The organism is Streptomyces buecherae, assembly GCF_014295035.1.
Classification (GTDB): domain Bacteria; phylum Actinomycetota; class Actinomycetes; order Streptomycetales; family Streptomycetaceae; genus Streptomyces; species Streptomyces youssoufiensis.
In genome coordinates, this window is record NZ_CP060404.1 from 8,128,825 (window position 1) to 8,142,594 (window position 13,770).

Sequence of the window (13,770 nt, forward strand, 5' to 3'; positions counted from 1 at the left end):
CGGTAACCCCCTCACCGGCCGGCCCGCGACGCCCGCCCCCGCGCGTGCGGGTGCGCGGGTACGCGGCCGGCGTCGACGCCGGGGTGCACCCCGGCCCGCGGGCGTGAGCGCGCACGCGGAAGACTCGTGGGGCAAGCCCGAGCACGAGCCAACGAGGAGATCCACGATGCCCCCAGCGGCGCGCACCGCGACCGGCGTCCCCGCCGCGCCCCCGTCGACCACCACGCGGAGCCGGCCCCGCCCCACCCACCACGGCAGCGTCACCTGCCCACGCCCGGTGCCGGACCCCGCCCTGCGGCTGTTCCTCTTCCACCACGCCGGCGGCTCCCACCTGCTCTACCGGGGCTGGGCCGAACACTTCCCGGCCGACTGGGAGGTCTGCCTGGTCAACGCCCCCGGCCGGGGCAGCCTGCACGACGTGGGCCCGCTGGCGAGCAGCGAGGAGCTGGTGGCCTACCTCGTACGGGACCTGGAACCGCTGCTCGATCGGCCCTACGCCTTCTTCGGACACAGCATGGGCGGCCTCGTGGGGTACGAACTGTCCCGCCGACTCGCCACCGAGGGCCGACAGGTTCCCCGCTGGCTCGGCGTCTCCTCCTGGGGCGGGCCCCGCCCGTCTCCCGGCGCGGGGGCGCGGGGAGCCGAGCCCGAAGGACCGGCCGGCGGCGCGGGCCTGGCGCGGCACCTGTTGCCGGACGCCGAACTGCGCGACTGGCTGCGGTCGGTGGGTGGCACGCCGCCCGAACTACTCGACGACGACGGCCTGTGGGCGATGTTCGCCCCCACCTTCCGGGGCGACTTCTCGGTGGTGGACACCTGGCGCCCGGCGCCCGGCGCCGCGCCGCCGCCCGTGCCGCTCACCGTCTTCGGCGGTGACGCCGACGCCGTGGTGCCGCCCGCGCGGCTCGCCGGCTGGGCCGAGCACACCCCGCACTTCCAGGGCCTGCATCTGCATCCGGGCGACCACTTCTACCTGCGCGACCACGAGCGGGCGGTGGCGCGGCAGATCACCGAGTCCCTCACCCCGCTCCTGCCCACCCAGACCGCTCCTTCCCAGCCCCGCTGACGGCCCGACACCCGCGACCGGTGCGCCCGCGAGGCGACGGGCTCACCGGTCGCGAGCGGCGGCCCGCCCCGGCGAGGGCATGGCGACCGGATGAACCCCGGTGAACGCGGATGAACAGCGGATGCCACTCCCACCCCACCCCGCACCGGCCCAGAGGTACCCCCGTTCACCACCTGACGCGGGTCGCCCACCGGCCGCCTCCGGCTCACCCCACCTGGTAAAGCACCAGGTCAGAGCCGCACGTCGAGATGAATGCCACGAGGGTGGTCGGGCAGCACGGCGGCCCGGCGAGGGGCGCTCGCCCAGCCTTCGCCGGGGCCGGCCCGTACCGACGCGGTGTTGACGCGGCGCCCGGGCCGTTGCGACGCTCCGCCCATGTCAGCCACCCGCCCGCACCCCGCACGGCGCCCGCACGCCGCGCCGTGGCTCGGCCCGGCCGCGTGTCCACGCCGCCCGGCCGCCGCGTGACGCTGACCCGTACGCGGCGGGGGGTGCCACTTTCCGCACCCCATGGAGCCACCCGAGGGCACAGCCAAGAAGCCCGGCCCCCACCACCCAGCCCGCACCGCCCCACACCCGCCACCCGGCCGCGACCGCGCGCCGGGCCGCCGCCCCCCAAGCACCGAAAGGGCATCGCCATGACCTCCGCGCCGACCCGTGTGACGCCCGCCGCGACCGACCGCGACGACGGCCCGTTGCGTACCACCCGCCTCAACGGCCGCATCGGTGCCGTCATCGAGGGGGTGTGGCTCGGCGGTGACCTTGACGCCGCCACCGTGGCGGCCGTCCGCGAGCGCGTCCTCGCCCACAAGGTGGTCTTCTTCCGTGGCCAACACCACCTGGACGGGGTGCGACACGAGGCGTTCGCCCGGCTGCTCGGCACGCCCGTCGCCCACCCCACCGTCCCCTCAGCGGACGGCCGGTACGCGCTGAGTATCGCCTCCGACCACGGCGGCCGGGCCAACCAGTGGCACAGCGACGTCACCTTCGTCCCCGCCTACCCGGCCTTCTCCATCCTGCGGGCCGAGGTCATCCCGCCCTACGGGGGCAACACCCTGTGGGCCAACACCGCCACCGCGTACGCCGAACTCGCCGAGCCGCTGCGCATCCTCGCCGACAGCCTGCGGGCCCTGCACTCCAACGAGTACGACTACGCCGCCGTCCAACCCGACGCCCGGGACGAGCGACTCGACCAGTACCACCGGGTCTTCACGGCCACCTCGTTCACCACCGAGCACCCCGTGGTGCGCGTACACCCCGAGACCGGCGAACGCACCCTGGTGCTCGGCAACTTCGTGCAGCGCGTCAGAGGGGTGCCCAGCAGGGACTCGCGGCTGCTCATCGACCTGTTCCAGCACCACATCGAACGCCCGGAGAACACCGTGCGCTGGCAGTGGCAGGAGGGCGACGTGGCCATCTGGGACAACCGGGCCACCCAGCACTACGGGGTGGACGACTCGGGCGACCACCCGCGCGTCCTGCGCCGGATCACGATCGACGGGGAGGTCGCCATCGGCGTGGACGGGCGGCCGAGCGTGCTGGTGAGTCCGCGGACGGTGCCCGCGCCACCGTTCGGCACCCCGTCGGGGGCCTCGACGGCGGGATCACCGGAGGCCGGCGCGCCCGGTTCGGCGGGCTCACCCGCCTGACGGCGCGGCCCGCGGTGGCGCGGCTCGGCCGTGGGCGGGGCGGCGCCGTACGGGGGAGCCGTACGGGACGGGGCCGGAGGTGGGCGGTGGGGGTGCGAGGGCGGCGGCCGGGGCCGGGGCGCATGGGCCCGGCCGGCAGCCGCGGGGCCTGGTCGGCCATGTCGGCGGGTGGGCGCTGTGTGCCGTCGCCGCCGTACGGTCCCGTGGCCAGTGCCCGGGACCGGCCCGCCATCGCGGGCAACGTGCTGGTGCGGCCGTCAGGAGGCCGGGACCTCCGCCGCACCGTCGGAGTGGGACAGGGCGGCCGAGAGGCTGTCGTGGATCAGGAAGACCTCGGTCAGCCGGGTGGCGCGCAGCACCTTGAGCGTGAACGAGTCAGCCACCACCAGCCGCAGCAGCCGCCCCCTGCGCCGCAGGCGGTTGGCGAGCTGGCACAGCACGCCCAGGCCGCTGCAGTCGATGAAGGTGACCGCGGTCAGGTCGACCACCACGTCCGGCTGCCGATCCAGGTCCTGACCTGCGAGGAGGTCGCTGTTCGCGGCGGCGACGAGGATGTCTATCTCGCCGTGGAGCTCGATGATCAGGAACCTGTCAAAGGTCCAACGCCTGATCGCGTAGGGGAGTTCGTACTGCTCGGACATGGGGCGCTCCCTCGCCAGTGAAGGCGGGTCGATGATTACTCTGTGTTACTGTTTTTCGCCGCTCGGCGCCTCGGAAGGGATTGTGTGGTGTCGTTCATCCGCAGTTTCCGTGCCACGGGCTGAGGCGGCTACCAGGGATGATGCCCAATTCAACGGTGATCTACCGTCGAAAGGGGAACTTCTTGTGCCGAATCTGCATTTCGACCGATGATTACGAGGAGTAATTGCCCTTCGGGGCGAGTTTGGCGAAGTCTCATCGGCATACGTACAGTTCGGGGGTTTGCTGGTAGCACGAGGCCGAGGGACGGTAAGCGGCGATGACGGTGGCTGAGGAAAGCCCGGCCGAGGAGCAGGGGATCGACCCCGACCGACTCGCAGCCTGCTTGGACGTACTCGCGGAGCTCGATCGGCTGCCGCTCGACCACCCCGACGCGATAGCCGTGCGGCGGGCCACGGCCGGGATCTACCGGACGGTGAAGCAGCGCCGTCGCCAGGAGCGGCGCGCCGCCAAGACCGCCCACGACAAGGCGGTCACCGAGGCCACCGCCACCGGCGCCGCCGACCGCATCGACGACGAGACGATGGGCATCCCGCTGGCCGCCACCGCGGCCACCGAGATCGTGGGCGTGCTCCAGCGGCCCCGGGCCTGCTACATCTGCAAGACCCGGTACACCGAGGTGGACGCCTTCTACCACCAGATGTGCCAGCCGTGCGCCAAGGAGAACCGGGCCCGGCGCGACGCCCGCACCGACCTGAGCGGGCGGCGGGCGCTGCTCACCGGTGGCCGCGCCAAGATCGGCATGTACATCGCCCTGCGGCTGCTGCGGGACGGCGCGCACACCACCATCACCACGCGCTTCCCCAACGACGCCATCCGCCGCTTCAAGGCGATGCCCGACAGCGCCGAGTGGCTGCACCGGCTGAAGATCGTCGGCATCGACCTGCGGGACCCGGCCCAGGTGGTCGCGCTGGCCGACTCGGTGAGCGCCGAGGGCCCGCTGGACATCCTCATCAACAACGCCGCCCAGACCGTGCGGCGCACCCCGCGCGCCTACGCCGAGCTGATCGCCGCCGAGCAGGCGCCGCTGCCGGCCGGCGAACTGCCCGCCAAGGAGGTGTTCGGCCACTTCGGCAGCGGCAGCCACAACACGCTGCCCGGGCAGGCCGGCCGCTCCGACGAGCTGACCCCGAACGCCATCACCGCCCTCGCGCTGACCAGCGGCTCCGCCTCGCTGGCCCGCATCGAGGCCGGCAACGCCATCGACGCCGGTGGCCTGGTGCCCGACCTGGACCCCACCAACAGTTGGATACAGCGGGTCCACGAGGTGGACCCGCTCGAACTCCTCGAAGTCCAACTCTGCAACGTCACCGCGCCGTTCGTCCTGGTCAGCCGGTTGCGCCCGGCGATGGCCGCGGCGCCGGCACGCCGCAAGTACGTGGTGAACGTCTCCGCCATGGAAGGCCAGTTCAGCCGCGGCTACAAGGGCGCGGGACACCCGCACACCAACATGGCGAAGGCCGCCCTGAACATGCTCACCCGCACCAGCGCCCAGGAGATGCTGGAGACCGACGGCATCCTGATGACCGCCGTGGACACCGGCTGGATCACCGACGAGCGGCCCCACCCCGACAAGGTCCGCCTCGCCGCCGAGGGCTTCCACGCGCCGCTCGACCTGGTGGACGGCGCCGCCCGGGTCTACGACCCGATCGTGCGCGGCGAACTCGGCGAGGACCTGTACGGCTGCTTCCTTAAGGACTACGCGCCCTCCGCCTGGTAGGCACGCCGGCCGATCCGGCCCACGACGTCAGGTGGCCCGCGCCGGGAAGGCGCGGGCCACGGGTCGTTATGGCAGGCGGTGTTCATCGCCGTCGGCGGTTGGCTCAGGTGCCGGGCTTGCGGCCGTAGACGAAGGTGTCGTCGCCGTTCCGAAGCAGGCTCCAGTACTTCTTGGCGTCGGCCGTGCGCATGTTGACGCAACCGTGCGAACCCGGCGCCGACCACACGTTGCCGCTGATCGCGTGGAACGCCTGCCCGCCGTCGAAGAACTGGCTGTAGGGCATGCGCACGTGGTATAGCGTCGACCAGTGGTTGATGTTGCGCCAGTAGACCTTCTTGGACCCGGTGCGGGTCTCGTGGCCGTTGCGTCCGGTACGCACCGGCACCGGCCCGTACACCAGCTTCTTGCCGTCCTGGACCCAGCTCAACTGGCGGCTCAGGTCCACGCAGGCGATGCGTCCCCTGTTGGTGGGGCACTTCTTCGCCTTGTTGGGGTTCTTGCCCGCCGCCCGCTGCTTGCCGACCAGGTCCATCATGTTGCGCGTGATCGGCCCCGCGTACCCGATGTTGGGGGAGATGGCGTGCGCCGTCTGGAAGGAGCGGATGGCCCGGCAGTCGGCGGCCGACTGCTTGCCGTCCACCGGCCGGCCGAGGAACTTCTCGGCCTGCTTCTGGTACGGCCCCGCCTTGGCCGTACAGGCGCTCGCGGCCTGCGCGGTGCCGCTGCCCAGCGCGACGCTGAGCGGCACCGTCAGGCCGGCGATGCCCAGCAACACCCCCACCCGACGGCTCACCGTCCGGCTTCTACTCCCGTGTGAGCCCTGCTTGTTACTCTCGTTCACCCTCATGCCTCATATGACTGTTCATATGACCTCTTGGTTGCCGAGCGAATGCGACCAATCCCGCCCGATTTCCGTCGCGGACGTTCCCCCGCCCGGCGCGGCCCCTCCCTCGTCGGGGGCATCTTGCGCCCGCCCTCGCCCGGACGTGCCCGAGGGCGGGACGGCACGTGAGAGCGTGGTGCGTGGGCTGGGGGACCGGGACCCGGAGCGGAACGACGATCCACGGGAGGTCACGCCATGGCGACGACCGCGACGGAGCGGCTCGACGCGGCGGTGCGGCGGCTGACGCCGCGACCGGACGACAACCGGCTGGTGCCGCTCGTGGCGGCGGGCACGGCGCCGCTGGACGCCATCGCCACGCTCGCCCTGGAGCAGTACCGCATCATCGACAGCGACCGGCGCGCCTTCCTCCACCTGGCGCAGCGCTCCACCGGCTCCCCGGCCATCAGCACCTTCTTCACCGCGATGGCGGACGGTGAGTACATCGCCATGAGCCGGCTGCACGACCTGGCCGCAGCCTGCCGGCTCGACCAGGCGACGGTGCGCGACTACCGGCCCCGCGCCGGATGCCAGGTCTACCCCGCCTACCTGGCGTGGCTGGCGCTCAACGCGGAACCCGCCGACGTCGTGCTCGCCCTGGTCGCCAACTTCACCGCCTGGGGAAAGTACTGCGCCACGGTCTCCCACGGGCTGCGCACCCACTACGGCTTCGACGCGCGGGGCTGCGGCTTCTTCGACTTCTTCGCCCAACCGGTGCCCGGCGACGGCGAGCGGGCGCTCGCCGCCGTGCGGGCCGGCCTCGACAGCGGACTGCTCACCGAGGCGGCGGACCACTACGGGGACCTCGTCCTCCACTACGAGCTGATGTTCTGGAACACGCTCGCCGACCTCGCCCCGGCCGGGCCCGCCCGCTGAGCCCGCGGGCGACGGCCCGGAAAGCCAGGAGCCCGGAGGCGGCCCGGAAAGCCAGACAGCAGATGTCCGGTACCGGCGAGAGCATCGCGCCATGACGACGAGTTGGAACGACGTACGCCAGGCCGCCCCGGAGCTGGCGGACTGGGTCGAGGCGCGCTTCGCGGCGTACAAGCACCACGTCCTGGCGACCCTGCGCGCCGACGGGTCACCGCGCGTGACCGGCCTTGAGGTGGCCTTCCTCGGCGGCGAGGCGTGGCTGGGCATGATGTGGCACTCCCGCAAGGCGCTGGATCTGCGCCGCGACCCCCGCCTCGCGGTGCACGCCAATCCCGGGCCGGGGGCGGAGCTGCCGGACGGGGACGCCCGGTTCGGTGGGCGGGCCGTCGAGGTGCCGACGGGCGCGGCGCGCGCGGCGTACATCGCCGAGATCAAGCCACCGGAGCCGTTCCACCTCTTCCGGGTCGAGGTGCGTGAGGTGACCCGCACCCGGATCGTGGACGGCGCCCTCCAGCTCCAGACCTGGCGACCCGGGAGCGGGGTGCGGACCGTGTGGCCGCACGAGCCGGACGGCGCGCCGGACGCGGACCGGGGCGCGGACGAGGTCGGGCGGGGGTAGCCGGTGGCCGGGGCGCGCCTCGGCGGCCGTGGGCGTTGACCGGGCGGGTCGCGGCTCCGCCGGGCGGTGCCCGCCCGCCGCGCGCCGTGTCGCGTCCCGTGGGCGGGTGGGAGTAAATGGGAGGGGAAGGGGCAGCCGGTCGATGACGGGCGGATTGTCCGTGCACGCGAACCACAGGAGTTTCCTCATGGCGTACGACATCACAGCGATGACGGTGCCGCCGATCTACCCGGAGCCCGTGCCACCCGGCACGCCCGACCCCGTGCCGCCGACGCCCACGCCGCCCCCCGGCCCAGGGCCAGGCCCGGGTCCCGGGCCCGAGCCGGGGCCCGGCCCGGGACCGGTGCCACCCATTCCGCCGGACCCGACCCCGGCGCCGGGGCCCACACCGGGGCCCGAGCCGACGCCCCAGCCGGGCCCGGCCTGACCGGCGCCGCACCGGCCAGTCGGCCTCCGCGCCACGGTGCCGCCCGGGGTTCCCGCCCCGGGCGGCACCGTCGCGTCCGGCGCCGGCCGACCGCCGCGCCCGGCGACCGCACGCTCACCCCGCTCCGCCCCCGTCCCCCGCTCCGCCGGCTGTCCGCCCGGTGGAGCGGTGTCGCGTCCACCGTGTGATTCGCGCCGTTCGCTGGATGAACTAAGGCGACAAGGGGCTGAAATCATGGGTTTCCCAGGCCAGTTGGCGGTCTAGGCTAAGCGGCGGGGCATAGGGCGACGGCATGAGGACGCGCGAGCGCGCGAAGCAGAACGGAGCATGACCTGCCATGCCCACATCGTCCGCGGACATCTACCACGTGCCAGGCGAGCAGGCGGACTGGACGCCCGACACCGACCCCGTGCCGCTGCACCGCCTCTCGGTGCCGGCCCCCAACGTCCTGCCGTTCGCGATCGGCACCTTCGACACCATCGGCCCGCTGTCCCGGGCCACCTTCCCGCACCGGCACACCTTCTACGAGCTGCTCTACGTCACCTCCGGAACGGGCACCCACGTCATCGAACAGGTCCCCTGGCGGCTGCGACCACCCCATCTGTGCGTGATCGCCCCTGGCCAGGTGCACTACTGGGCCGGGGTGCGTGACCTGCAAGGGTGGGTCGTCCTGTTCACCGACGACTTCCTGCTGGCCCACCCGGAGGACCGGGCCGCGCTGCGGCGGCTGGCCGAGCGGCCGTGGCTGCATCCCGACCCCGGCACGGCGCCGGCGCTCGCGGCGCTCATCTCCGACATGGGGCGGGAGTTCCGCGACCGCGAGGACGGGTTCATCACGGTGCTGCGGTCCTATCTGCACGTGTTGATCGTCCGGGCCCAGCGGCTGCCCGGCGCGCTGCCGCCCGAGGAGGAGACCGTCGGCAGGTCGACCGCCGTGGCCCGGCAGTTCGCCCAGTTACTGACGATGCACACGCGCAGCGGCGGCACCGCGCTCTCCCCGCGCCCCGCCGGGGGCGGCAGCGGCGGCGGCCGGGCCGCCGTGCGCGCGACCGTCGGGGCGTACGCGGTGCGGATCGGGGTCTCGGTGGGCTATCTGACCGAGGCCGTCAAGCGCACCACCGGCCGCACCCCCGGCCAACTGATCCGGGAGGCGGAGATCCGCGAGGCCAAGCGGCTGCTCGCGGCCACCGGCCTGACCGTCAGCCAGGTCGCCCGCGAGGTGGGGTTCGCCGACCCGGCCTACTTCTGCCGCTTCTTCCGCCGCGAAACCGGGCTCAGCCCGGGTGACTTCCGCCGCCAGTCCGAGCGTGACCCCCTGCCACCGGCGGCTTCGCCGGGGACCGGAGGGAATCACCACGTTCGCCGAATCGAGTCCATCGACCGGCCCTGAGCGCTCCGCATAAGTTCAGTCCCGCTCGTACGGCCAGCACGACTCACCCCCAAAAAGGACCGCGGGAGGAACACCGTGGAAGGCGAGAACACCCAAGACCCCACGAACACGCACGAGGGCTCGCGTAGAGGCATGACCCGCAAGACGCTGCTCAAGGCGGCGCTCGCGGCGGCCCCCCTGCCGATCGTGCTCGGCGGCGTCTCCTGGGCGAAGGACGACCGGACGCCCTCGGGGCAGCCGCTCGCGCCCACCCCGTACTGCGACGACAACGACGACCCGACGCCGCCGCAGATGGAGGGCCCGTACTTCAAGCCCAACTCGCCCCGGCGCACCTCGTTGCTCGAATCGGGGATAACGGGCACCAAGTTGACGCTCACCGGCTACGTGTTCGGCCTCGCGTGCCGGCCCATAGCCAACGCGCTGCTCGACTTCTGGCAGGCGGACGTGCGCGGCGCGTACGACAACCGTGGCTACCGGCTGCGCGGCCACCAGTACACCGACGCCCAGGGCGCCTTCAAGCTGGAGACCATCGTCCCCGGCCTCTACCCGGGCCGCACCCGGCACATCCACGTCAAGGTGCAGGCCCCGAACCGGCCCATCCTCACCACCCAGCTCTACTTCCCGGGTGAGCCGGGCAACAACAGCGACCCGATCTTCCACCCGGCGCTGTTGATGAACATCTCCAACGGTGGCGGCGGGAAGCTCGCGAAGTTCGACTTCCTGCTCAACGTCAACCAGCGAAGCGGTCGCTGAGCCGCCACCCTTCGCCGGGCACCTGAACACCTGAGCACGTGACCCACCGTTGGTGCTGTCCGCTGCCCCTGCACCACTTCCCCACACGCCGCGCGGCGCGGCTGGTGCGCACGCGCCGCGCGGTCAGGGCACGGCACGGTGGAACGGGCACCGCACCGCTCGCCTTCCGGGGAAGGCGAGCGGTGCGGTGCGATCTTTGGCATCGTGGGACGGGCGAGCCTCCCCGCTCTTCGCCCGCCCGCCCCACGCCCCCTAGAGGTGCTCGATGACCCTCGCTCTCGTGCTCGACTGCTCGGACCCGGATGCGCTGGCCCCCTTCTGGGCGCGGGCGCTCGGCTACCGCGTCGTCCGTGGCAACCCGCCCTACGTCGTCCTCGGCGACCCGGGCGGCGTCGGCCCCGAGTTGCTGTTGCAGCGGGTGTCCGAGCCCAAGCGCGGCAAGAACCGGATGCACATGGACCTGCGGGTGCCCCGGATGGAACCCGAACTGGCCCGGTTGCGCGCGCTCGGCGCGCGGACGGTGCGCGGCCCCTTCGACGACAACGGCTGGCTGACGACGGTTCTCCAGGACCCGCAGGGCAACGAGTTCTGCGTGCTGGAGGTGCCGGACGCGGCGCGCCCCGCCGACCAGCGGCCCGAGGCGGCCGAAAGCACCGCGCCGGACGGCCCGTCGAGCTAGCGGCGCTCCTTCGCCCGGTCCGGGTTGCGCCCGTTGCGGCGCATCCAGTATGCCGGCAGGAACCAGCAGCACGTGAACCAGACCAGCACGGCGCCCACCAACCAGCCCGCCATCGTGTTGGTGACCACCACGCGCATGATGAGCAGGAGCGCCGAACCGATCGTGCACAACAGCAGGATCAGGCCGATCAACGTGAAGCGGGAGGCCCAGATCACGGTCTGTGGCTTGACGCCCCAGCCGGTGACGAAGCGGTGGATGGAGACCGGGGCGATCAACGCGCCGGTGGTCGCGGCGCCGAGCAGCACGGTGACCACGTAGATGTTGCGGTTGGTGTCCGACAGGTCGGGGAAGCGCGGCGTGAAGGCGACCGTGAGCAGGAACGCCAGCAGGATCTGCACGCCCGTCTGCGCGACACGCACCTCCTGCAGGAGTTCGACCCACCGCCGGTCCGCGCGCTCGTCCTGACTCTCCTGCCGTCCGCTACCTCCCGGTATCCGGTCTGACCCGGGACCGTGCTCGGCCTCGCCGGGTTCCTGGGCGCATGTTCCCTGGTTCACGTCCACGACCAGTTCCTCACCTCGGGCAGATCCTCTCCGTGCTCTCTGATGTACGCGTGGTGTTCGGTGCGTTTGTCGTTCATGCGCTGGCGCACCCCGATGGCCGTCAGCGCGAGGCCCGGGACACGGTCGATGACGTCCATGACCAGCCGGTAGCGGTCCATGTCGTTGCGGACGACCATGTCGAACGGGGTGGTCGTGGTGCCCTCCTCCTTGTAGCCGCGGACGTGGAGGTTGTCGTGACCGGCGCGGCGGTAGGTCATGCGGTGGATCAGCCACGGATAGCCGTGGTAGGCGAAGATCACCGGCTTGTCGGTGGTGAACACGGCCTCGTAAGCGCTGTCCGGCAGCCCGCTCGGATGGTCGCGCGGCGGCAGCAGCCGCATCAGGTCCACGACGTTGACCACCCGCACCGCCAGCTTGGGCAGGAACGCCCGCAGCAGCGACGCTGCGGCCATCACCTCCATGGTCGGCACGTCACCGGCCGCGGCCAGCACGACGTCCGGCTCCCGTCCGGTGTCGGTGCCCGCCCAGTCCCACACGCTGACACCCCGGTGGACGTGGTGGATGGCGTCCTCGACGGGCAGCCAGTCGAACGAGGGCTGCTTGCCGGCCGCGACGATGTTGATCCGGTCCCGGGTGTCCAGCGTCTGCTGGGCCACCGCCAGCAGCGAGTTGGTGTCCGGCGGCAGGTAGACCCGGATGGTGTGCGGGTCCTTGTTGACCATGTGGTCGATGAAGCCCGGGTCCTGGTGCGAGAAGCCGTTGTGGTCCTGCCGCCACACGTGCGAGGTCAGCAGGTAGTTGAGGGAGGCGATCGGCATCCGCCAGGGCAGCTCGCGCGACACCTTCAGCCACTTGGCGTGCTGGTTGGCCATCGAGGTGACGATGTGGATGAACGCCTCGTACGACGAGAAGAGGCCGTGCCGCCCGGTCAGCAGGTACCCCTCCAGCCAACCCTGGCAGTTGTGCTCCGAGAGCATCTCCAGGACCCGCCCGTCGCGGGCCAGGTCCTCGTCCACCGGCAGGATCTCCTCCTGCCACCCCTTCCCGCTGGCCTCGTACACGTCCTGGAGCCGGTTGGAGGCCGTCTCGTCCGGCCCGAAGACGCGGAAGTCCCGCCGCTCGTCGGTGGCTCGCAGCACGTCCCGCAGCAGCGCGCCGAGGGCCCGGGTCGGCTCGTGGAGCGTGGCGCCGGGTTTGATGACCTCGACGGCGTAGCGGCGGATGTCGGGCAGCGGCAGCGAGCGCAGCAGCCGGCCGCCGTTGGCGTGCGGGTTGGAGCCCAGGCGCCGGTCGCCGCTCGGCACGTGGCCCAGCACCTCGGGGCGTGGCCGGCCGTCCTCGTCGAAGAGCTCTTCGGGGCGGTACGAGCGCAGCCACGCGGCCAACTGCTCCAGGTGCTCCGGGTTCTCGCGCAGCCCGGACAGCGGGACCTGGTGGGAGCGCCAGGTGTTCTCGACCGGCTGCCCGTCCACCTCCTTGGGGCCCGTCCAACCCTTGGGCGTGCGCAGCACGATCATCGGCCAGCGGGGCCGGGTGGCGGCGGCCGAGCCACGTGACCTGGCCTCCCGCTGGTGGGCGGCGATGCGGTCCAGGGCGGTGTCCAGCGCGGCGGCGAGCTGTTGGTGCACGTCCCGCGGCTCGTCGCCGCTGACGTAGAGCGGGTCGTGCCCGTAGCCGCGCAGGAGTTCGTCGAGTTCCCGCTGTGGCATTCGGGCCAGCACCGTCGGGTTGGCGATCTTGTAGCCGTTGAGGTGCAGGATGGGCAGCACCGCGCCGTCGTGCATCGGGTCGAGGAACTTGTTGCCGTGCCAGCCGGTGGCCAGCGGGCCGGTCTCGGCCTCGCCGTCGCCGACGATGGCCGCGACCAGCAGGTCGGGGTTGTCGAACGCGGCGCCGTAGGCGTGGCTGAGCGAGTAGCCGAGTTCGCCACCCTCGTGGATCGAGCCGGGTGTCTCGGGCGCCACGTGGCTGGGCACGCCGCCGGGGAAGGAGAACTGCCGGAACAGACGCGCCATGCCCGCCCCGTCGCGCGGCACGTCCCGGTAGACCTCCGAGTAGCTGCCGTCCAGCCAGCAGCAGGCCACCGTGGCCGGGCCGCCGTGCCCGGGGCCCGTGATGTGGATGGCGTTCAGGTCCCGGGCGGAGATGACGCGGTTCAGATGCGCGTACACGAGGTTGAGCCCCGGGCTCGTACCCCAGTGGCCGAGCAGCCGTGGCTTGATGTGGTCCGGGCTCAGCGGCTCGGTGAGGAGCGGGTTGGCCAGCAGGTAGATCTGGCCGACGGCCAGGTAGTTGGCGGCCCGCCAGTACCGGTCCACCGTGGCGAGATCGTGATCGGACAACGGTTGGGGAGGGGCTGTGGCCATGCAGCGGGCCTTTCTGGTCCGGGGACGTCGACGGTCTCCGACTACCCAGCCTGGCTCCGGTATGCCGACCCCGCGAGCCAGGCCCC

11 protein-coding genes and 1 pseudogene are annotated in these 13,770 nt (G+C 72.4%); 8 read left to right on the plus strand and 4 right to left on the minus strand.

Annotated elements, in window-relative coordinates:
- Positions 1 to 166: 166 nt before the first annotated feature.
- Positions 167 to 1,066, plus strand: a complete 900-nt coding sequence (locus H7H31_RS32220; protein ID WP_187118189.1) for a thioesterase II family protein — start codon at positions 167 to 169, stop codon at positions 1,064 to 1,066.
- 638 nt (positions 1,067 to 1,704) lie between these two features.
- The gene (locus H7H31_RS32225; RefSeq protein ID WP_187059561.1) at positions 1,705 to 2,715 is read left to right on the plus strand and encodes a TauD/TfdA dioxygenase family protein; all 1,011 of its coding nucleotides are present in this window, start codon (positions 1,705 to 1,707) and stop codon (positions 2,713 to 2,715) included.
- Positions 2,716 to 2,972: 257 nt separating this feature from the next.
- Here the strand turns inward: H7H31_RS32225 and H7H31_RS32230 are convergent, their stop codons facing one another.
- Positions 2,973 to 3,356 (minus strand): STAS domain-containing protein, encoded by a 384-nt coding sequence (locus H7H31_RS32230; protein WP_187060278.1) that lies wholly within the window; start codon positions 3,354 to 3,356, stop codon positions 2,973 to 2,975.
- A 317-nt stretch (positions 3,357 to 3,673) separates the two neighbouring features.
- On the opposite strand from H7H31_RS32230, the gene H7H31_RS32235 reads away from it, so the two are divergent.
- A complete protein-coding gene (locus tag H7H31_RS32235) occupies positions 3,674 to 5,134 on the plus strand; it encodes an SDR family NAD(P)-dependent oxidoreductase (RefSeq protein WP_187060279.1) in 1,461 nt (486 codons plus the stop codon).
- A gap of 103 nt (positions 5,135 to 5,237) precedes the next feature.
- On the opposite strand, the gene H7H31_RS32240 is transcribed toward H7H31_RS32235, so the two are convergent.
- The gene (locus H7H31_RS32240) at positions 5,238 to 5,981 is read right to left on the minus strand and encodes a L,D-transpeptidase (RefSeq protein ID WP_187060280.1); all 744 of its coding nucleotides are present in this window, start codon (positions 5,979 to 5,981) and stop codon (positions 5,238 to 5,240) included.
- 231 nt (positions 5,982 to 6,212) lie between these two features.
- Here H7H31_RS32240 and H7H31_RS32245 point away from each other — a divergent pair, with 231 nt between their 5' ends.
- From H7H31_RS32245 to H7H31_RS32265, 5 genes and pseudogenes are all read left to right on the plus strand, one after another.
- Entirely contained in the window at positions 6,213 to 6,890 is a 678-nt protein-coding gene (locus tag H7H31_RS32245) for a transcriptional regulator (RefSeq protein WP_187060281.1), read from the plus strand.
- Positions 6,891 to 6,981: 91 nt separating this feature from the next.
- The gene (locus H7H31_RS32250; RefSeq protein ID WP_187060282.1) at positions 6,982 to 7,506 is read left to right on the plus strand and encodes a pyridoxamine 5'-phosphate oxidase family protein; all 525 of its coding nucleotides are present in this window, start codon (positions 6,982 to 6,984) and stop codon (positions 7,504 to 7,506) included.
- A 764-nt stretch (positions 7,507 to 8,270) separates the two neighbouring features.
- Entirely contained in the window at positions 8,271 to 9,323 is a 1,053-nt protein-coding gene (locus H7H31_RS32255; protein ID WP_187064454.1) for a helix-turn-helix domain-containing protein, read from the plus strand.
- Between the two features lie 132 nt (positions 9,324 to 9,455).
- Positions 9,456 to 10,070: pseudogene (locus tag H7H31_RS32260) on the plus strand (dioxygenase family protein); the annotation flags it as partial.
- 271 nt (positions 10,071 to 10,341) lie between these two features.
- On the plus strand, positions 10,342 to 10,755 hold the full coding sequence (locus H7H31_RS32265; protein ID WP_187064456.1) for a VOC family protein: 414 nt from the start codon (positions 10,342 to 10,344) through the stop codon (positions 10,753 to 10,755).
- Here H7H31_RS32265 and H7H31_RS32270 read toward each other — a convergent pair.
- Positions 10,752 to 11,249, minus strand: a complete 498-nt coding sequence (locus H7H31_RS32270; protein ID WP_187064475.1) for a DUF6328 family protein — start codon at positions 11,247 to 11,249, stop codon at positions 10,752 to 10,754. The two genes, H7H31_RS32265 and H7H31_RS32270, sit on opposite strands and share 4 nt — an antisense overlap.
- 59 nt (positions 11,250 to 11,308) lie before the next feature.
- A complete protein-coding gene (locus H7H31_RS32275) occupies positions 11,309 to 13,684 on the minus strand; it encodes a phosphoketolase family protein (RefSeq protein WP_187064457.1) in 2,376 nt (791 codons plus the stop codon).
- Between the last annotated feature and the right edge of the window lie 86 nt (positions 13,685 to 13,770).